The organism is Streptosporangium sp. 'caverna', from assembly GCF_003203775.1.
Classification (GTDB): domain Bacteria; phylum Actinomycetota; class Actinomycetes; order Streptosporangiales; family Streptosporangiaceae; genus Streptosporangium; species Streptosporangium subroseum.
On sequence record NZ_CP029711.1, the window covers coordinates 11,292,827 to 11,311,264 of the forward strand.

Consider the following 18,438-nt stretch of genomic DNA (forward strand, 5'->3'; position numbering starts at 1 on the left):
CCGCCGGCCTCGACCGATCTCCGTACGGCATGCGCGAACGCCCGGAGACCCCGCCTCCGCCTCCGCCGCCGACCTCGGCCGGTCTCCGTATGGCATGCGCGAACTCCCCGGAGATTCGCACCGCCTCCGCCGTTCCTGCCCTCCTCATCGCGGAGATGACCAAGGAGCTCCATGTTCAGCTGGATCATTCCGTTCCCCGGGCCGCCCCGGACCCTCGCCCTGGCGCAGTTGACCAACTCCGTCGGTGACGGCGCGTACTACGTGTGCTCGGCGCTGTACTTCATCCGGATGGTGGGGCTCTCCCCGACCCAGATCGGCTTCGGCCTGACCCTCGGCTGGGCCGTCGGATCCGTGGCGGGGGTCCCGCTCGGGCATCTCGCCGACCGGCGGGGGCCCCGGGGCACGGCGGTGCTGCTGGCCGTCGCCACCGGAACGGCGGTCGGCTCGTTCCTGTTCGTCAGGTCCTTCGCCCTGTTCGTCGTGGTCGCCTGTCTCTACGCGAGCTGTCAGTGCGGACTCTCCGCCGCCCGGCAGGCGTTGCTCGCGGGGCTCGTGGACCGGGCGCGGCGGACCGAGATCCGGTCCTACCTGCAGGCGACGGTGAACGCCGGGCTGGCGATCGGCGCGGCACTCGGTGGGGCGGCGCTGAGCTTCGACACCGAGGAGGCGTACCTGGCGGTCCTCGCGATGGACGCGGTGAGCTTTCTGCTGTCGGCCCTCGTCCTGCTCCGCCTTCCGGCGATGCCACCCTCTTCGGCCGCCGCTCCCGGCCGGCCGGCGCTGAAGGTCCTCCGGGACAGGCCGTACGCGCTGGTCTCCTTCCTCAACATGATCACGCTGCTGAACATGCCTCTCCTCAGCCTGGTGATCCCCCTGTGGATCGTGCGGCGGACCGAGGCTCCGACCTGGACGGTCTCGGCGCTGCTGGTGCTCAACACCCTGAGCGTCGTGCTCTTCCAGGTGCGCGTGGCCCGGAGGGTGAGGGACCTGACCACCGCCTCCCGGTCCGTACGGCAGGCGGGCGTGGTGATGCTCGCCTCGTGCGCGGTGTTCGCGCTGTCGGCGGCCGGATCCTCGGTTTGGGTCGCCGGAGTCGTCCTCCTCGTGGCCGCCTGCCTGCAGGTGTTCGGCGAGATGCTGCAGGCCTCCGGTGTCTGGGAGATCGGGTTCGACCTGGCCCCGCCCGACAGGCAGGGCCAGTACCAGGGCTTCTTCGGCACGGGCGCGTCGGTCGCGAGGATGCTCGGCCCCCTGTTGCTCACCACGTTGATCGTCACCTGGGGAGCACCGGGCTGGCTCCTGCTGGGCGGGCTGTTCCTGGGGGCCGGTTTCGCGATGGGACCGGCCGTCCGCTGGGCGGAACGGACCCGGGCCGCACGCTCCGCCCCGGCCGCCGCTCCCCTCTGCGGAGGAGAGCTCTCGGTGGTGCCGTCGATCGCGACGAACGCTCTGAAGGTCGATTAGATGGTTCGAGTGCTTGCAGTTGTTTTATGCAATCAACTAATTGTTAGAATGAACTTAGTTCTAACAAAAGAATGAAAAGCTAATATAAAGAGCATGGCCGGTCGCAACTATGGACAGTTCTGCGGGCTCTCCCGTGCTCTCGAACTCATCGGCGAGCGCTGGGCGCTCCTCATCGTCCGGGATCTCCTCGTGGGCCCCAGGCGCTTCACCGACCTGCGCCGGGGCCTGCCGAGGATCCCGACGAACATCCTCTCCAGCCGTCTCAGGGAGCTCGAACACGCCGGGATCGTCCGCCGCCGCGTCCTGCCGCGCCCGGCGGCCTCGGTCGTCTACGAGCTCACCGAGTACGGCCGCGAGCTCGACGACATCGTCCTCCGGCTCGGCCGCTGGGGCGCGAGGACACTGGGCGAGCCCGGCCCCGAGGACATCGTCACGTCCGACTCGCTGATCATGGCCCTTCGCTCCGGCTTCGGGGCCGAGGCGGCCCGCGGCACGCGGGCGGGCTACGAGCTGCGCCTGGGCGAGGTCGTCATCCACGCCCGCGTCGACGACGGCGTCCTCCAGGCCGGTGAGGGGCCCCTGGCCGGGGCCGATCTCGTCCTGGAGACGGGGACCGAGCTCAGGCGTCTGATGACCGGGGAGATCAGCCCCGTCGAGGCGATCGCGAGCGGAGCAGTCCGCGTCACCGGCGACCCCGCCCTCCTGGACCGGTTCGCCGAGATCTTCCACATCGCCCCCGCTCCGGCCGAGCTTCTCTCCTGACGTGGCGGTGGCGTCTGTATCCGGTCACCCCGATTCCCCGGTCGCGTAAATCGGCGTACGTTGTGCCTACCTTCCCTGGTTTGAGGCGGTCCGGTTTGCGAGGCGCTATTGGAAATCGGCGTGGTCCTGCCGCTCGCGGAGTACCCCTGGAAACAACCTTCGTATTCCGAGATCCGCGCCCTGGCGCTCTCGGCTGAGGATTCGGGTTTCGACTCGGTCTGGGTCTTCGACCACCTGCTGTTCCGTGGTGCGCCCGGCGAACCGACCGAGGGCATCTGGGAATCCTGGACGATTCTGTCCGCACTCGCGGAAGCCACCGGACGGGTCAGGCTGGGCACCCTGGTGCTCTGTACGGCGTTCCGCAATCCCGCGGTGCTGGCCAAGATGGCCGTGACGCTCGACGAGGTCAGCGAGGGCCGGTTGATCCTCGGCCTGGGCAGCGGGTGGCACGAGCCGGAGTTCGAGGCGTTCGGCGTCCCCTTCGAGAATCGGGTCTCACGCTTCGAGGAGTCGCTCCATGTGATCACCTCCCTGCTGCGTACGGGCACGCTTGACTTCGAGGGGCGGCACATCCGCATCCGGGGCGGTGAGCTGCGCCCGCGTGGCGTCCGCGCCGGTGGCCCGCCGATCCTGGTGGCCGCCTCCCGGCCGAGGATGCTGCGCCTGGCCGCCCGCCACGCCGACATGTGGAACACCTGCTGGCTGGGTGGGCCGTCGACCCTGGGTGACTGGCCGGAGCGCGTGAACGCGGCATGCGCCGAGGTGGGACGGGACCCGGCCTCGCTGGACATCACCGTGGGTGTGAACGTCGTCCCCGGCGACTCACCCGCAGACCTGCCCGATGACCGGCCGGTGCTGTCGGGGACGTCCGCACAGATCGCGGCCGGGTTCCTCGGGTACGCCGCGCACGGAGTCGGCCATCTGATCTGCAATCTCAATCCGCACGACGCCACCGCCCAGAAGGCGTTGTCCGCGGCGCTTCACCTGTATCGCGAACAGTGCGATCTCCTCCAGAAAGGGAAGGCCGATGGCATGGGTGGTCGATGAATCGCGCGTGATGCCGTTTCTTACGACGTCCGACCGGAGAGACGTCGTCACCAGGCTGCTGATGCAGCCCATGGTGAGCCGCGTCTTCGACGAGGAATCTCCCGGACGGCAGTCGCCCACGTCCAGCCCGTACAAAGGGAAGGACTTCAAGGACGGCAAGGACAGCAAGGAGAACAAGGACTACAAAGACGGCAAGGACGGAAAAGACAACAAGGATTTCAAGGATTTCAAGGACAGCAAAGACGGCAAGGACTTCAAGGACGGTAAGGACAGCAAGGACCGCTCTGACTGGGCAGGGGTCTCCGCGGAGCGCAAGGTGTTCGCGGATGAGGCCCGGCCCGGAGCCCGGCCGATTGTCGGCGAAGCTCTGGTATCGGTTCCCCAGGACGACGCCTCCGAGATTCTGGAGACGCTCCGCGCGTCACGGGCAACCCGGTTGCTGAGGAGACGCGGTCTTGTCATCTGAGTCGTTGTCCGATTCGGGGCCGCCGGCCGTGCCCGTCTCGGAGGCCGTGCCCGCTTCGGGGCCGCCGGCCGTTCCGGTCGCCGAATCCGGTCCGGCGCCCGTCGCCGTGGCGCCGGTCGGGATCGAGTTCGTGATAGTCGCCGATCCCGCCGACAAGGTCGCGGCCGAGCTGGCCGCATACGTCCGGGAGCACGGCCGGATGGTCGCCGTGCTCGACGTGTTCGAGGCCGCGCAGCTCTTCACGCTCTCCGTCGCCGGCGGACGGGCCACCGTCGAGCCCGTGCTGCCGATGATCCTGCGGCTGCCCGCACCGCCCGTTCTCCGTACGGGCGTCGACGCCGAGTTCCAGTTCAACGAGTGCCTCGCCCAGCTGTGGGCGGTGGCCGCGCTGTCGCCCGCCCCGGTGATCAACCGGCCCTCCGCCCACTCGCTGGGCGGCCAGGTGTCCTACTCGGCGGCGCTCACCGCGATGAGGGCGGGCGCGCACGACGGATCGGCCGAGGTCTTCGCCTCCGTCTACCCCGAGCCGGGCAGGCCGGAGGGCGACAGGTGGTGGGTGCAGGACACCGGGACGCTGACGACCTCTCCGTGGCCCGAACGACCCGTGGGAGAGGGGCCCTACCGGGGGCGCTGGTCCGACGACGACCCCGCCTTCGAGATCGTCGTCGTCCTCGAGGGGCGTGCCTGGCGGTGCACGACCGCGGACCTGGAGCATCTGGACCTCGAAGGTCGCAGCCTTGCCGTCTCGGCGCGGCTCGGGCTGACCCTCACCGCCGTGACCTGGCGCGTGACGGCGGACGCCGAGGACGCGCTCCTGGTCAACGTGGAGCCCTACCCGGGTCTGGAGGAGCTGCGCATGGTCTGGCTGGGGTTCGGTCCACATCTCATGAAAGTGCTCTTCCCATGATCTACGCCCTGGGTCTGGCGTCGGACGGCACGTTCGAGCACTTCGTCGCGGAGGCGCGCCGGTTCGGGGCGCGGGTGGTCCCCATCGACCTGCGCGACGTCGCCACGCGGGGCGACTGGCGGCTCGCCGTTCCCGACGACGGCGCCGGCTGGGTGTCGGACGGCGACGAGCGCCACGATCTCGACCCCGCCGCGTCCTACTACTGCAGGCTCATCGACCTGTCCGCCCTCCAGGACGACACGCGCGCCGCCACCCGGTGGCACGGCCTGGTCAGGGGGCTGTTCGCCTGGCTCGACGCGGTGCCGGGCACCGTGGTCAACCGGCCGGGCGCGTGGTCGGACAACGCGTCGAAACCGCTCCACGAGTTCACTCTCCAGAGCCACGGCCTCGCCGTCCCGGAGAGCCTGACGAGTTCCGACCGAGAGCGGCTACGCGCCTTCTCGGCTGCCGGGCCCACCATCGTGAAGACGCTCTCCGGCGTCCGCGCCACGGGCAGGCTTGTCGTCCCCGCCGACTTCGACACCTTCGTCGGTGGACAGGGCCCCGTCCACCTGCAGCGATACGTCACCGGCAGCGACGTGCGCGTGCACGTGTGCGGATCCCACGTGCACGCGGAGCAGATCCGGTCCGGCGCGGTCGACTACCGGGTCGACGACGACGCCGTCTTCACGCCCTGCACGCTCCCGGCCGACCTGGCCGAGATCCTGATCGAGCGCACGCGGACCTTCGGCATGGAGTTCGCCGGGTGGGATTTCAAGCGGGACGCCGAGGGTGTCCACTGGTGCCTGGAGGTCAATCCCATGCCGGGTTACGACTGGTACGACCGCCGGGCCGGCGGTGCCATCAGCGAATCGCTGGTCGGCCTTCTGGAGGGAGAGAAGACATGATCACCTCTCTGGACGTGCTGGACGAGGAGCAGAGCGCGCGGACCAGGCAGGACGTGCACGCGCTGCGCTCGCACTGGATGCCCCGGGGGCCCGAACCGGCCTCGTTCTTCACCCTGGGATCGCCCAGCTACCTGGACCTCGCGGAGAACCCCGGAGGCGGAGGCTACTACGCCCACGCGCGGGCCGACCGGCCCGTCCTGTGGGAGCGGTTCGGCTGGCTGTACGAACGGCTGGCCCAGATGCTCGAAGAGCACCTCAAGGAGCCCGTGCACTATCCCGAGAACCTGGCCCTTCCCGGTTTCCACGTGTGGCTGGCGCCCGCGGTGTTCACCAAGCCCAAGGCGCCGATCCACTTCGACATGCAGTACCGCGAGATGGAGTGGCCGCCGGGTGCGGACCTGTCGAGGCTGATCTCGTTCACGCTTCCCCTGCGGCTGCCCGGCGCGGGTGGAGGGCTGAACGTCTGGGAGGCCACCTACGAGGAGTTCCGGGAGGCGCTGGACAAGGGGTGGATCGACGGGGCGTCCGACCTGCAGCGCTTCCATCCCCGTCAGCACGTGGCCTACACGGTGGGCCGCCTCGTCATGCACTCCGGGCACATCCTCCACCAGGTGGCGCCGTGCGCCCGGGTGGAGCCCGACGACGAGCGCCTGACCCTGCAGGGCCACGGGGTGTGGTGCTCGGGACGCTGGAGCCTGTATTGGTGAACGTCCTCCGTGAGGCAGACCTGGACGCCTTCGTCGAGCGCGGTTTCTGCGTCCTGCGCGGAGCCTTCGACGCCCGGCGGGCCCCGGCCGCGCGAGCCCGCGTGTGGCAGCGGATGGAGGAGAAGGCCGGCATCCGCGAGGACGACCCCGCCACCTGGCCGGGGGCCTACGACATCGAGGAGCGACTGGCCGTCCCCGAGGTGCTCGACTGCTTCACCGACAGGCTCGCGGCCGCGATCGAGGAGCTCGTCGGCCCCAGGCGCTGGCGGGGCCTGCGCGAATGGGGCTTCTGGCCGGTCAACTTCTCTTACGGCGCCCGGCTTCCGTACGCCATCCCCACCGATGGGTGGCACATCGACGGCAACTGGTTCCGGCACACGATCGACGCTCCGAACCAGGGTCTGCTGCTGATCGGGCTCTTCTCCGACGTCGCCCCCCGGGAAGGCGGCACCCTCGTGGCACAGGGATCCCACCGGCGTACGGCACGCGTGCTCGGTGAGCATCCCGGCGGGCTCACCCACCTGGAGCTGTTCGAAGCGGTCCTGGCCGAGCCCATCGGCAACTTCCACGAGCTGACCGGGGAGGCGGGCGACGTGGTCCTCGCGCACCCCTTCCTGTTCCACAGCCGTGGATACAAGCACGGCGGGCCGCCGCGCTTCATCAGCAACACGGAGGCCAACCTGGTGGCGCCCCTGCGCCTGCGCGGCCCGGATCTCTCCGTCCTGGAGCGGTCGGTGCAGTCGGCGCTCACCGGCCCGCCGCCCCACTTCGACGCCCCCCAGCGCTGCCGCTTCTGATCCCTAGCCCCCCGCCGACCCTCCTCTGATCCGTTCCAGATGCGATCGCACCATCTCGGTGAAGGGATTCCCCGGGTCGGGAAGCCGGGCGAAAGTGTCCAGAGCTCGTTCGTAGAGGGACTCGGCCCGCCGGGTCTGTCCCGCCGTCTCGTAGGCCCGAGCCAGCCGGTACTGCTCTCGTGCCGTGTCCGGATGGGTCGCGCCGAACTCCCGTTCGCGGACGTCCAGGTTGCGCGTGTGCAAGGTGATCGCGTCCTCGACCCGTCCCGCCCGCCGATACGCTCCCGCCAGATGACTCCGTAACGTCAGCGTTCTTGGATGATCCTCGCCGAGTGCGCGTGCCCGTTCGGTGGAAGCCTGCTCGTACAGCGAGATCGCCTGATCGATGTGGCCCGCGGCTTCGTAGGCGCCGGCCAGGTTGCCGCGCGAGGTCAGCGTGTCGGGATGCACGTCTCCGAAAACCCTCTCGCGGATGGCCAGCACCTCCTTGTGAAGGTCGATGGCGTCCTCGTTCCTTCCCTCCGCCTCGTACGCGAGCCCGAGGCCGTTCAGGGCGGTAAGGGTGTCGGCGTGATGCCGGCCGAGAGTTTCGTCCAGGGTCGCCACCGCGCGCTCGTACAGGACGATCGCCTCCCGCGCCCGCCCGACCGATCGGTAGATCGAGGCCAGGTTGATCCGGGACGCGACCGTATCGAGATGGTTCTCTCCCTGGACCCTCTCGCGAAGTGCCAGCGTGCTTTCGGACAGGCTGATCGCCTCGCTCTTCCTTTCGGCCAGGTCGTACGAGTACGCGAGGGCGGAGCAGGAGCTCAGGGTGGTCGTGTGGTCTGGGCCCAGCGCTCTCTCGCAGTCGGCGATCAGAGCCTGTCCCCAGTCAACGGCACGGGCGACGTCGGCAATGGTGTTCAGGTGACGCAGCACCCACAGCCGGAGATAGAGCACCGGCTCGGCGATCCGCTCCCATGCCGATGTGCCACGCGCATCGAGCTCTTGAACGGCATGCCACACGGCCTCGACATGCTGGGCATTGGTCGACAGGGAGCCGCGGTCCCGCCAGATACGCTGCCCGTCGAGCTCCGTGATGAAGTCCAGGCGCTCGGCCGCCGTGCTGATCGCGGTTCCCAGCGTCCCGTTCTCCCAGGCCTGATCGCGAACCGCGCGCTGGACGAGCCTGTGCACACTGATCGAGGACCCATCCGTGCTGAAGACGGCGATGGACGCCTCCGCCAGCGCGGCGAGTGAGGGCCGGTGCTCCTGGCCGATGATCCTGTCGATGGAGACACCGGTCGGAGCCAGGACCGAGAGCAGTTCGAGGACGTTCCGGGCTTCTCCCGCCGGATGACGGCCGATCTCCTCGACGGACAGCTGGACCGTCTCGGCGAAGCCCCGGGGGTAGCTCTCGCCCTCCTCCCGCTGAAGCGACTCGCTGATGGGGACGGAGCGCAGCCGATCGAGGTAGGCGACGTAGGTCAGCCGCTGATGGTTGATCTGCGACGCGGCCAGCGCCAGCGCCAGCGGCAGGTGGTCGAGCTCCCCGACCAGCCGGCGGGCGCCGTCCTCGTCGTCGATGTTCAGTCGTTCACGCAGGTAGGACATCGCTTCCGCGGTCGTGAAGCGCTCCACTTCCACCTCCACACCTCCCAGCAGCTTGAAATGCCGCCGGTTGCTCGTGATGAGTATTCGAGCGGTGCCCTGGGACGGTAGCCACGTGCTCAGCTCGTCGGGATTCACGGCATTGTCGAAGACGACCAGGTAGGGATCGTTCCGGTGCTCCAGCCACTGCCTGAACTTTCTCGCCGCGCCGGCGGAGTCCTCACCGTCATGTGAGAGGCCCAGTTCGGCGGCGACCACGCTGAGGCCGCCGAGCAACTGCTCCGTGGTCGCCGCGGTGATCCATGCTCCAGGTCTTCCCGACTTCCGCCACTGCCTCGCGTACGCGGCGGCGAGCTGGGTCTTGCCTGCTCCGCGCTGTCCGGTGAGCGAGTAGACCGCCACTTGCCGGTGCGTCTTCCTGACCTTGGGCAGGTGGTCACGGAGGTCGTTTCTCGCCTGGAAGGCCAGTGGCTCACGGGGAATCTCTCCGATGAACAGACCCTTGGCCGGGGCTGCCCGCCCCAGGGCTTCCTTCGCGCTGGTCTGACGGTCGAGGGCCTTTCCCCATATCGACAGCCCGACTCCGGCCACCGCCACGAAAAGCGCGGTCACAGCCGAAAGATCGGCTTTCGCCCACCCCTCTTGCACCAGATAAACGGCCAGTCCTACCAAGGCCACGCCCGTGACTACTCCGCCGATTAAAGCCAGGATCCGCCCAGACATATGGCCATCATCAACCACTCATCATGATCGTTGAAGATGATCCGTTTACATAAATTATTCGCCGAAACCAACGATCTCCGTGTCGCGGATCCGCGAAGCGCGGATGAAAAACATTGGTGTCTCTCATCGCGCCGAACGTTCGCGGGCCAGACGACGCAGACGTTCACCCCACGTCCCTGAGCCCCGATGACAAGGTCCGCCGTGGCCTCGGGCGGCCGTCGTCGCTTCCCCGGGAAGCCGTCGCGCCAAGTCCCGGCATCGGAGATGCCAGGGGTGCTTCGGATCAGTCGCCGGTCGGCGCTTCCAGGTCTCGTGCCCGGTGCAGCCAGGTGATGAACAGGTCGGTGTCGATGTCGCTCAGTGCGCGGAGTTTCACGCCGGCCATTACCCGCGCGCCGGGTTCGAGCCGGCCGGACGGGTCGGTGATCTCCTGTCCCCGCCAGAACCCGAAGGTCACGTAGGCGGAGAAGGCCTTGAGATAGCAGACCGGGGACTTTCCCGGAGCCGAGCCCAGGCTCCACACCGGGTGTCCCTGCCAGACCGCGCCGGCCCCGGGCAGCACCTGCTCGATGAGCGGCAGGAGTTTTCCGGCGATCTCGCTCTGGGACTCGGGAAGGGAGGCGAGGTAGTCCTCAATGGTGGCGAACTTGGCCATGTCGATGTCCTGTCTGGGATTTGTCTTCCTCGGTTCTCGCTCATGCGTCGATCCGGCGATGTGACAGGGAATGCGCCCGCCCTCCGTCGCCTCCAGCATGCCGACCACATCCTGGACATGCGTTTCGAGGTTCGCCCCCGCGTTCGGCGGATGGCTGCGCTCACACGGATCGTTCGGCGCGTGGGCAGAGCGCCGGAACAGAAGGAGAAATCCCACGCGCTACCCGATGACATCCAGGGACTCCGGCCTTTTCGCCTCCGCGTGAACGGACCTCGCGGCTCCCGCAGGCCGTCTCCCGGTCGTCGCGCCACTCGTGGGACCGTCGTGCTTCGCCGGTGACACGGAGACCGGGCCGGTGATACCTTTCCGCCATGATTATGCGTTCGAACCAGTGGTGGCCCGCCTCGTAGGCGGTCCACGGGTTCCAGCGCACCACCGGCCGCCTCGACGAGGCGGCCGTCGTCGTTTCCGCAGGCAGCCGCCGCGTCGAGTCCTCGACATCGGAGACGTCAGCGATGACCGCAGCACAATCCCGCCCGCCGGCAGACCGTACGACCTGGCCCGCGCTTCTCAACGCGCTCCTCGACGGTGAGCCGCTGCCGGCCGCCGCGACCGCGTGGGCGGCAGGCCAGATCAGGACCGGTGCGGCGACCGCCGCGCAGATCGCCGGGTTCGCCGTCGCGCTGCGGGCCAAAGGGGAGACCGTCGCCGAGGTGTCCGGGCTCGCCGAGGGCATGTTCGGCCACGGCATCCAGGTCTCCGGCGATCTGGTCGACCTGGTCGGCACCGGCGGAGACCAGGCCCACACCGTCAACATCTCCACCATGGCCGCCGTCGTCGCGGCGGCTGCCGGGGTGAAGATGGTCAAGCACGGTGGGCGGGCGGCCTCGTCCTCCTCCGGTTCCGCGGACGTCCTGGAGGAGCTGGGCGTGGTGATCACCCTGCCGCCGGAGCAGACCGCGCGGGTCGCCGAGGAGGTCGGCATCACCTTCTGCTTCGCCCCGCTCTTCCACCCGGGGATGAGGCACACGGCCGGCGCGAGACGCGAGCTCGGCATTCCGACGGTGTTCAACTTTCTCGGCCCGCTCCTCAATCCCGCCCGGCCCGGGGCGCAGGCGGTCGGCGTCGCCCACCCGCGGATGGCCGCGATCATCGCGGGCGTTCTCGCCGGACGCGGCGGCTCGTCGCTGGTCTTCCGCGGTGACGACGGGCTGGACGAGCTCACCACGTCAGGCCCCTCGACGGTCTGGGTGGTACGGCACGGCACGGTGACCGAGACCCGGTTCGACCCCGCCGAGCTGGGCATCGCCCCCGCCACTCGGGAGGATCTTCGCGGCGCGGACGCCGTCCACAACGCCCGGGTCGCCCGCGCGGTGCTGGCGGGAGAACCGGGACCGGTGCGCGACATCGTGCTGCTCAACGCAGCCGCCGCCGTCGTGGCGGCCGAGGGCGCCCCGGCTCCGGACGCTCTCACCGAGGCGATCGGGCAGGCGTGCAAGCGCACCGCCGAGGCCGTCGACTCCGGCGCGGCCTCGACCCTCCTGGACCGCTGGATCGACGTCAGCCGCTCCCTGCGCCCGATCTCGCAGTGATCGGGATGCGGGTGTTCGGGATCTGAGCCGCATGATTCTCGGATCAAGAAGATAGGTGGAGACAGCACGTTCGTCGAAGGCCCCGGTCTGCCGCGTGGAGAGGGAGACCGAGGCTCTTCGTTCCCGATGTGCGGGGCACCGGCTCGCCCCTGAATATGAGGGAGAGAACTTCGTCTTCGTCGTTGACGATATTTCAATGCCTGCCCTAACATCGTCTCTGTCAGAGACGACATTCGACGTATCCTGTGGACGCAGGACTCCGCCTCGGAGGTGGCAGCAATGAGATCCGCGGAGGAGGCCGGACAGACAAGTCGGTGCGTCATGACCGAGCGCTTCCTCGGCGTTCTCGGCATCGGCGAGGCGCTGGGAGTGAGCCGGCACGCGGTGCACAAGTGGCGCTCCCGCTATCCGGGCGATTCGAAACACCCCTTTCCCGAGCCCGACGTCGAGGTCGACGGAGCTCCCGGCTGGCGGGCTGATCGGCTGGAGGAGATCGTGCGGTGGCGCAACGGCCTACCGGGCCGCGGCGCAGGCGGAGGCCGCCCTTCCGCCGCACGTCAGGAATACCTCCAGGCGGCAACCGTGCACGGCCTGGACCGAGACGAAGCGCTGCGCGCGCTCGTCACGTTCACCGAAGAGTTTCCCGAGATGACCGAGCCGGAGATCTGCGCCTGGCTCATCGAGAAATGGCGCAGGTAGCACTTCCCGGCGACACACCCTGAACGGAAGGCGATGAAACATGGCCGAAATCGGCGGGAACACCGCACCGGGATTCGAAGGAGTGCGTGAGGCGTTCGCGGCCAATCTGGCCGGTGAGCAGGAGGTGGGCGCCGCGGTCGGCGTCTACCTGCACGGTCGGAAAGTCGTCGACCTGTGGGGCGGAATCGCCGATCCCGAGACCGGCCGCCGCTGGGAGCGCGACACCCTGCAGGTCGTGTTCTCCACCACCAAGGGCGTCACCGCCGCCTGCGCGCACCTGCTGTCCCAGCGGGGCGAGCTGGACCTCGACGCACCCGTCGCCGCGTACTGGCCGGAGTTCGCGGCGAACGGAAAGGACCGCATCCCGGTCCGATGGCTGCTCACCCACCAGGCCGGGCTGCCCGCGATCGACCACCCGATCACCCCGGCGGAGGCGATCGCCTGGCATCCGATGGTGACCGCGCTGGCCGCCCAGCGCCCCTTCTGGGAGCCGGGCACCGAGCACGGCTACCACGGGCACACCTACGGCTGGCTGGTCGGAGAAGTCGTCCGCCGGGTGACGGGCCGCAGCCTCGGCACGTTCCTCGCCGAAGAGATCGCCGCACCGCTCGACCTGGACCTGTGGATCGGGCTGCCGGAAGCCGAGCAGCATCGGGTCAGCCGGATCGTCGACGCCCCGATCGACCTGGACGCACTGTCCCGGATCGACCTGGACGCCCTTCCCGAGCCCGCGCGCGAGGTGATGAGTGCCCTAGCCGACCCCACGTCGCTGACCAGGCGGTCGATGACCGTCGTCACGCCGCTGCTGAACCATGACGACCCCGCCGAGCAGGCCGCCGAGATGCCCTCGACCAACGGTATCTGCACGGCCCGCGCGCTGGCCCGCTTCTACGCCGCGCTCATCGGCGAGGTCGACGGGCACCGCATTCTCGCACCCGACACCCTGGCCGCGGCGACCGCGGAACAGGCCGTCGGTATCGACCGCATCCTGCGCGTACCCGTCCGGATCGGGACCGGTTTCGGCCTGCCGACACCCGATGCCTTCTGGTACAGCCCGACCGCCTTCGGGTTTCCCGGCTACGGCGGATCGCTCGGCTTCGCCGACCCGGCGAACGGCCTCGCCTTCGGCTATGTCATGAACCACATTCAAGAAGGCGTGCCGGACAGGAGAGCCGCCACGCTCCTCGAAGCGGTCCACAGCGCGATCAAGGCTCAGGCCCGGTAACCCCGTCCACAATGGCTTCGGCATGCCACGGAGGGAGCGGTCGCCGGAACGGCAGCGGGTTTTCCTGGATCACGGCTCGAGGATCAGGACCGTTCCGCCGGGGCGGTCGCCCTCGTCGGCCATGACGTGGTCGCCGTTCTCCAGCCGTGCGATCAGTCCACGTGCCCAGTCGGCGCCGCTCGCGGTGGACCACGCCCGCATGCCGAGCAACTCCCGGATGTGGGACGGCTCTCCCCGCTCGGCGGCTCGGTCCAGGATCTCCGTGTGCTCCGCCTCCATCGCGCGGAGCCTCTCCCTGAGCAGGGTGATCACCTCTTTCCTCGGCAGCGCGGGCAGCAGCGCCAGAGCCGCTCCCAGCGTCTCCGGACGGTGGTCCGGACGGCTGAGGGCGCTGCGGAGAAGGCGCAGGAACTCAGCCGTTCCCTTCTCGGTGATCCTGTAGTCGATGCGTTCCGGCCACTCATGGATCTCGCCGGCGTCCAGCAGGCCTTCCTTGGCGAGCTGCCTGAGCGACTGGTGGATCGAGCCGGGTTTCAGGCCGGCCCACTTCTCGGCTCCCCATGACTCAAGCTCGGCGTTCACCAGATAGCCGTTCGCCTGCCCGTGCGTGCGCACCACTCCGAGAAGCAGCAGTCGCGTCGCCGACATCGTCGTCATCGCCCACCCATCGCCAAACGTCCGCGTGCGGCACCGGCGAGGTCGCGAGACCGGTCGGCGGTACGTCTTGTCCAGGCTAAACCCGGTCCGGGAGCACTCTCCCTCGCGACGGGGACGCGGCCGTGCCGTCTGCCGCACCCGCGGCTCAGGTGACCTGGTGCGGGCCAGGGCTCGTGGCGTCCTCCGTTCTCAGGATCACGGGGCCGAACAGGCCCGTCAGGCGCTGGCCGGGGAAGACGAAGTGAGTGGGGCTGACCGCGTCGAGGTAGGGGGCCAGCGTGCCCAGCACGAGGATCTCGATCGTGCTCTCCTCCGCGTCCAGGTTCAGGTCGAAGGTGTACGGCCAGCAGACGCGCACCCCCGCCGAACGCCCGTTCACGATCACCTCCGCCGTGCCGCGCACCCGTCCCAGATCGAGCTTTGCCAGCCCGGGGCGCCGGAGAGCGGTCCGGTAGCGGACACCGCCGCTGTATCCGGCCAGACCCTGCGACTCCCAGTCGCCCAGCCTGATCCGTCCGGGCCCGCAGGCGAACCTGACCGGCCCGGCCAGAGCCGCGCCGCCCTGGAAGCCGGGACGGGTCGTCACCTGGAGCTCGGCCCGGCGGGCCGAGCCGTCGAGGACGGCGGGGAGGCCGGATTCCACGCCGTCGACGAGGACCCGGACCGGGCCGTGCGCGTCGGCCTCCATCAGCGTCGCGCCCGGCGGAATGTCCACGAGGAACCGTTCGACCCGCTCCGCCGAGTCCGGCACCGCGAAGGTCGCGGGCAGGGCGGTGGCGCGCGCGTCGATCCATCCGGCCTCGGGGAGCGGGTGCGGTCGGGGACGGAGGTGGAGCGCGGCGGGGTCGCCGTGCTGGCGCCGCCGTACGGGAGGACGGCTCGACCAGCCGGGACCGGAGACCACCAGGCCGTCGACGAGCACGGCCCCCTCCGACTCCACCCGGATCGTGTTGGGCCCCGGACGCAGCAGGTGCGACACGTTGTAGCGGCGTACGCGCGGGATGTCCGCCTCCGCGTACGGGTCGAACCCGCCCTGCCGCCCGGCCTCGGTGCCGTTCACCAGCACCAGGCAGGTCGCGGTGGAGGCGACCTGGAGCGTGCCCTCCTCGGCCTCGACGACCGTCTCCATGTCGGGACCGGTGATCCACTCGGGCCTGCGGGCGGCTCCCGGATCCGCCGTCAGGGACACGTGCGCCCGCAGCGTGAGGAGGTCCTCGTCGGGGGTGAGCCGGAGCTCCAGCAGGTGCTCGCCGGGGGTGAGCGGGGCCGGGCAGACGGCGAGGTATCCGGAGTCGTCGAGGGGGAGTTCCACCCCGTCCACCCAGACCTCCTTCGCCGCCGCCGCCCCCACGACCAGCCAGGCCTCCGGTGTGTCACCGCGACCGGCGACCGGCGAAGCAGCGGTGTCGCGTGAGGTCACGAAGGTTGCGGAGCCGGGCGAGGTCGGTGGGGTGGCGGTGCGGCCGGGGAACGACGACGCGGGGGCGCCGGTCGCGGACGGCGTGCCGGGGACGGTGACGCGGGTGCGGAACCATGCGGCCCGGCCCGCGGGGACGGGGCCGAAGTCGAGGAACTCCTCGGGGACGTGCCCCTTCGGGCCCAGCGTGTCGCGGTGGATCGGGTCCTTGCGCAGGCCGCGCGAGGTCGACCAGACCGCGGGATGCCAGTCGCCGTCACCGGTCCGCTGCAGGCCGTGCGGGCCGAACGTCACGTGCACGGGGTCGCCGTCCGGCGTCTCCACCTCCCACCGCTCGATCGTTGCGGACGTGCCGAAGTCGCCCCAGGTGTCGTCGAGCGTCGGTACGAGCTCCATGTCCCACTCGTCGCCGAGGTCGATCTCCCGCGTGTACGGCTCGCGCCGCGCTCCGGGGTCTGCCGCTGAGCTCAAGGGTTCGGCGCCTCTCCCCGGGTCTGTCCGCTCGGTGGCCGCGTCCCGAGCCGGCTTCTCGGAGAACGTCCCGGAAGAGGCGAAGCCGGAGAGCTCCCCCGAGGAGGCGAAGCCGAAGGGCGTCTCCGAGCCGGAGAGCTCCCCCGAGGAGGCGAAGCCGGAGGGCGTCCCCGGAGCAGAGAGCTCGGAGGGTGTTTCGGGGGTGGAAGGCTCGCAGGATGTTCCGGGGACGAGGAGCCCGGGGACCGTCCCCGGGGCGGGGAACAACAGGAGGGCGGCGGGGCCGTCGTCGAAGGGGACGGTCACCTCGACGACGTCGTCGGCGACGGTGTACGGCAGGGGGCGGGGCTCGCCCCCGAAGGGGCTCGCCAGCAGCGGGGCGCCCGTCACGCCGCGGACCCGTACCCGCATCTCCCGCCGGTAGCGGCCGGGGTCGAAGTCGCAGGTCGCGTCCAGCCAGCCCAGCTCGACGCCGCGTTCGTCCGGCCTGCCGACGCTGATCTCGCTCGCCCTCGGGAACGCGGCGGTCAGGAAGACCACGGTCGTGCCGTCCACCTCGCGCACCAGGGGCGGCACGGGGGCCTCGACCCGGGGGACGAACCCCGCCAGGGCCCGCTCCAGATCCGCGGCCGACGCCGCGAACCGCGCGGTCCCCTCCTCGAAGCGCCTGCGGAGCAGTGGGGAGTCGGGAAGCGTCTCGACGGCGATCAGCCGGCCGCCGGCCGCCGCGAACGCGTCCAGGCGCTCGGCGACGACCTCGTCGAGGACGGTGGCCGCCGGGAGGACGATGACCCCGTACGACTCGGTGGACACCTCAAGCCTGCCGCCCGTGACCACCGCGCGCTGGACGGACTCGTCGTCGATCACGTCGGCGTCCAGGCAGAGCCGGTCGAGCGCCCCGGGGACGGTCTGGAACCACGCCATGTCGCCCACGAGCTCCCGGTAGACGCGCTGCGCCCGCTCAGCGGCGTCCCGCGCACCGTCTCCGGATCCAGCCTGGGCGGTGGCCCGTCCGTTGTCTGCGGTGATGTCCCGCTCGCCGTTTCCGGATCCAGCCTGGGCAGCGGCCCGCTCGTTGTCCGCGGTGGTGTCCCGCGCATCGTTTCCGGAGCTCGACTGTACTGAGGTGTCCCTGCCGTTGCTTTCGGATGCCCGTACGGCGAAGTCCTGCTCACCGTCTCCGGATCCCGCCTGGGCGGTGGCCGTGGGAAAGAGGACCGCGACGTCGCAGAGGTGGTGGCCCAGGGAGAGCACCGCGCACAGGCGGGTGACCGCGTCGGCGAAGACGCGGTGGTGCCGCCAGTACGGCTGGCGCCAGTCGGTCGACGGCGGCGCCCACTCCCACCAGCCGGCCCTCGTCGTGTAGTAGACCGCGTGCGGGTTGTAGAGATTGGCCCCCGCCCGCAGCCAGGGCAGCAGCCAGTCGAACGTCTCCTCCAGCGTGCCGCCCCAGCCGCTGGAGTGGAACGCCTCGATCCACGTGCGCGGCCGGCCGTACAGGTGGGCGAGGGAGGAGTGCACCCGGGCGTCGCCGTGGTGGTCGGAGCCGGGCGCGCTGAACCAGCGGTGCGTGCGCGTGTAGTCGGCGTACAGCTCGACGCCCTCCACGGGGTGTCCCGCGCGGGCCGGGTCCTGCTGGTCGCAGCCGTTCAGCAGGCCGTGCTCGGCGTGCCACTCCGACAGCGGCCGGAAGAACGCCTCCTCGGCGAGCTCGGCCCTGGTCCGCTGGTAGTCGCGCCGGACGGCGGGACCGCCGTCCTGGGAGAACGGGTAGCCGCGCCTGGCGAGGAACTCCTCGGCGAACGTCGCCGACCACGTGGGCATCGACGGCAGCTCGTCCTGGAACGAGCCGACGATCACGTTGCCGAACCGGTGGCCCAGCCGCCGCGCGAACTCGCCGTGCACCCGGTCGAGCAGCACCTCGCACGCCTTGGGGGACAGGTAGTCGAAGCCGCGAGAGGAGATCGAGCCGTCGGCGGCGAGCCACTGCCCGGCGAAGCCCGGGTTCTCCTGCACCAGCCGGGCCTGCAGGTCGGCGCCGGAGAAACCCAGCTGGTCGTAGAACCACAGACGGGCGCCGATCTCCAGGGCGTCCTCGCAGACCCCGTCCAGCAGCTCCCACCAGGCCTCGGAGAGGAACGGCGGGTCGTCGGCGTCGGCGCCGAACAGCGGGCCGGACGGGGCCAGGTTCAGGATGACGAGGTTGTGCACGCCGCCCGCGACGAGGCGCTCCATCTGCCAGCGCAGCCGGTCCCTGCGCAGCGGCTCACCGCTCCACCACCAGATCGCGGCGGGAGAGTGGCTGCGGGGCGGGTCGCGCAGCGCGTCGAACACGTTCATCGAATACCTCCGGCGCGGCGCGGGCCGCG

At 70.1% G+C, this 18,438-nt stretch carries 15 protein-coding genes; 11 read left to right on the forward strand and 4 right to left on the reverse strand.

Annotated elements, in window-relative coordinates; translation table 11 throughout:
• Nucleotides 1–171: 171 nt before the first annotated feature.
• From DKM19_RS48955 to DKM19_RS48990, 8 genes are all read left to right on the forward strand, one after another.
• Complete coding sequence (locus DKM19_RS48955) at nucleotides 172–1,464, forward strand: MFS transporter (protein WP_110705358.1); 1,293 nt, start codon at nucleotides 172–174, stop codon at nucleotides 1,462–1,464.
• 93 nt (nucleotides 1,465–1,557) lie between these two features.
• Complete coding sequence (locus DKM19_RS48960) at nucleotides 1,558–2,226, forward strand: winged helix-turn-helix transcriptional regulator (RefSeq protein WP_110705359.1); 669 nt, start codon at nucleotides 1,558–1,560, stop codon at nucleotides 2,224–2,226.
• A 120-nt stretch (nucleotides 2,227–2,346) separates the two neighbouring features.
• Nucleotides 2,347–3,273: an LLM class flavin-dependent oxidoreductase gene (locus DKM19_RS48965; protein ID WP_204358585.1), complete on the forward strand. Its 927-nt coding sequence runs from the start codon at nucleotides 2,347–2,349 to the stop codon at nucleotides 3,271–3,273.
• Entirely contained in the window at nucleotides 3,254–3,739 is a 486-nt protein-coding gene (locus DKM19_RS51465; protein WP_204358586.1) for a hypothetical protein, read from the forward strand. Before DKM19_RS48965 ends, DKM19_RS51465 begins: the two co-directional genes overlap by 20 nt.
• Nucleotides 3,729–4,646, forward strand: coding sequence for a hypothetical protein (locus DKM19_RS48975; protein WP_162642386.1), 918 nt, complete (start codon nucleotides 3,729–3,731; stop codon nucleotides 4,644–4,646). Before DKM19_RS51465 ends, DKM19_RS48975 begins: the two co-directional genes overlap by 11 nt.
• On the forward strand, nucleotides 4,643–5,533 hold the full coding sequence (locus tag DKM19_RS48980; protein WP_110705362.1) for a RimK family alpha-L-glutamate ligase: 891 nt from the start codon (nucleotides 4,643–4,645) through the stop codon (nucleotides 5,531–5,533). The genes DKM19_RS48975 and DKM19_RS48980 overlap by 4 nt, the downstream gene beginning before the upstream one ends.
• The gene (locus tag DKM19_RS48985) at nucleotides 5,530–6,240 is read left to right on the forward strand and encodes a hypothetical protein (RefSeq protein ID WP_204358587.1); all 711 of its coding nucleotides are present in this window, start codon (nucleotides 5,530–5,532) and stop codon (nucleotides 6,238–6,240) included. Before DKM19_RS48980 ends, DKM19_RS48985 begins: the two co-directional genes overlap by 4 nt.
• Nucleotides 6,237–7,037: a hypothetical protein gene (locus tag DKM19_RS48990; RefSeq protein ID WP_110705363.1), complete on the forward strand. Its 801-nt coding sequence runs from the start codon at nucleotides 6,237–6,239 to the stop codon at nucleotides 7,035–7,037. Before DKM19_RS48985 ends, DKM19_RS48990 begins: the two co-directional genes overlap by 4 nt.
• A gap of 3 nt (nucleotides 7,038–7,040) precedes the next feature.
• Here the strand turns inward: DKM19_RS48990 and DKM19_RS48995 are convergent, their stop codons facing one another.
• Nucleotides 7,041–9,242 carry a tetratricopeptide repeat protein gene (locus DKM19_RS48995; RefSeq protein WP_110705364.1) on the reverse strand — a complete coding sequence of 734 codons (2,202 nt, stop codon included), beginning with the start codon at nucleotides 9,240–9,242 and terminating at the stop codon, nucleotides 7,041–7,043.
• 394 nt (nucleotides 9,243–9,636) lie between these two features.
• Nucleotides 9,637–10,008, reverse strand: a complete 372-nt coding sequence (locus tag DKM19_RS49000) for a DUF1801 domain-containing protein (protein WP_110706533.1) — start codon at nucleotides 10,006–10,008, stop codon at nucleotides 9,637–9,639.
• A gap of 515 nt (nucleotides 10,009–10,523) precedes the next feature.
• On the opposite strand from DKM19_RS49000, the gene trpD reads away from it, so the two are divergent.
• From trpD to DKM19_RS49020, 3 genes are all read left to right on the forward strand, one after another.
• Entirely contained in the window at nucleotides 10,524–11,600 is a 1,077-nt protein-coding gene (gene trpD, locus DKM19_RS49010) for an anthranilate phosphoribosyltransferase (protein ID WP_110705365.1), read from the forward strand.
• Nucleotides 11,601–11,879: 279 nt separating this feature from the next.
• On the forward strand, nucleotides 11,880–12,299 hold the full coding sequence (locus tag DKM19_RS49015; protein ID WP_204358588.1) for a hypothetical protein: 420 nt from the start codon (nucleotides 11,880–11,882) through the stop codon (nucleotides 12,297–12,299).
• A gap of 40 nt (nucleotides 12,300–12,339) precedes the next feature.
• Nucleotides 12,340–13,524, forward strand: coding sequence for a serine hydrolase domain-containing protein (locus tag DKM19_RS49020; RefSeq protein ID WP_110705367.1), 1,185 nt, complete (start codon nucleotides 12,340–12,342; stop codon nucleotides 13,522–13,524).
• Between the two features lie 69 nt (nucleotides 13,525–13,593).
• Here DKM19_RS49020 and DKM19_RS49025 read toward each other — a convergent pair whose 3' ends face one another.
• Both DKM19_RS49025 and DKM19_RS51470 read right to left on the reverse strand, forming a co-directional pair.
• Nucleotides 13,594–14,181, reverse strand: coding sequence for a PadR family transcriptional regulator (locus DKM19_RS49025; RefSeq protein ID WP_239514007.1), 588 nt, complete (start codon nucleotides 14,179–14,181; stop codon nucleotides 13,594–13,596).
• Nucleotides 14,182–14,326: 145 nt separating this feature from the next.
• The gene (locus DKM19_RS51470) at nucleotides 14,327–18,409 is read right to left on the reverse strand and encodes a hypothetical protein (protein ID WP_204358589.1); all 4,083 of its coding nucleotides are present in this window, start codon (nucleotides 18,407–18,409) and stop codon (nucleotides 14,327–14,329) included.
• Nucleotides 18,410–18,438 lie beyond the last annotated feature (29 nt).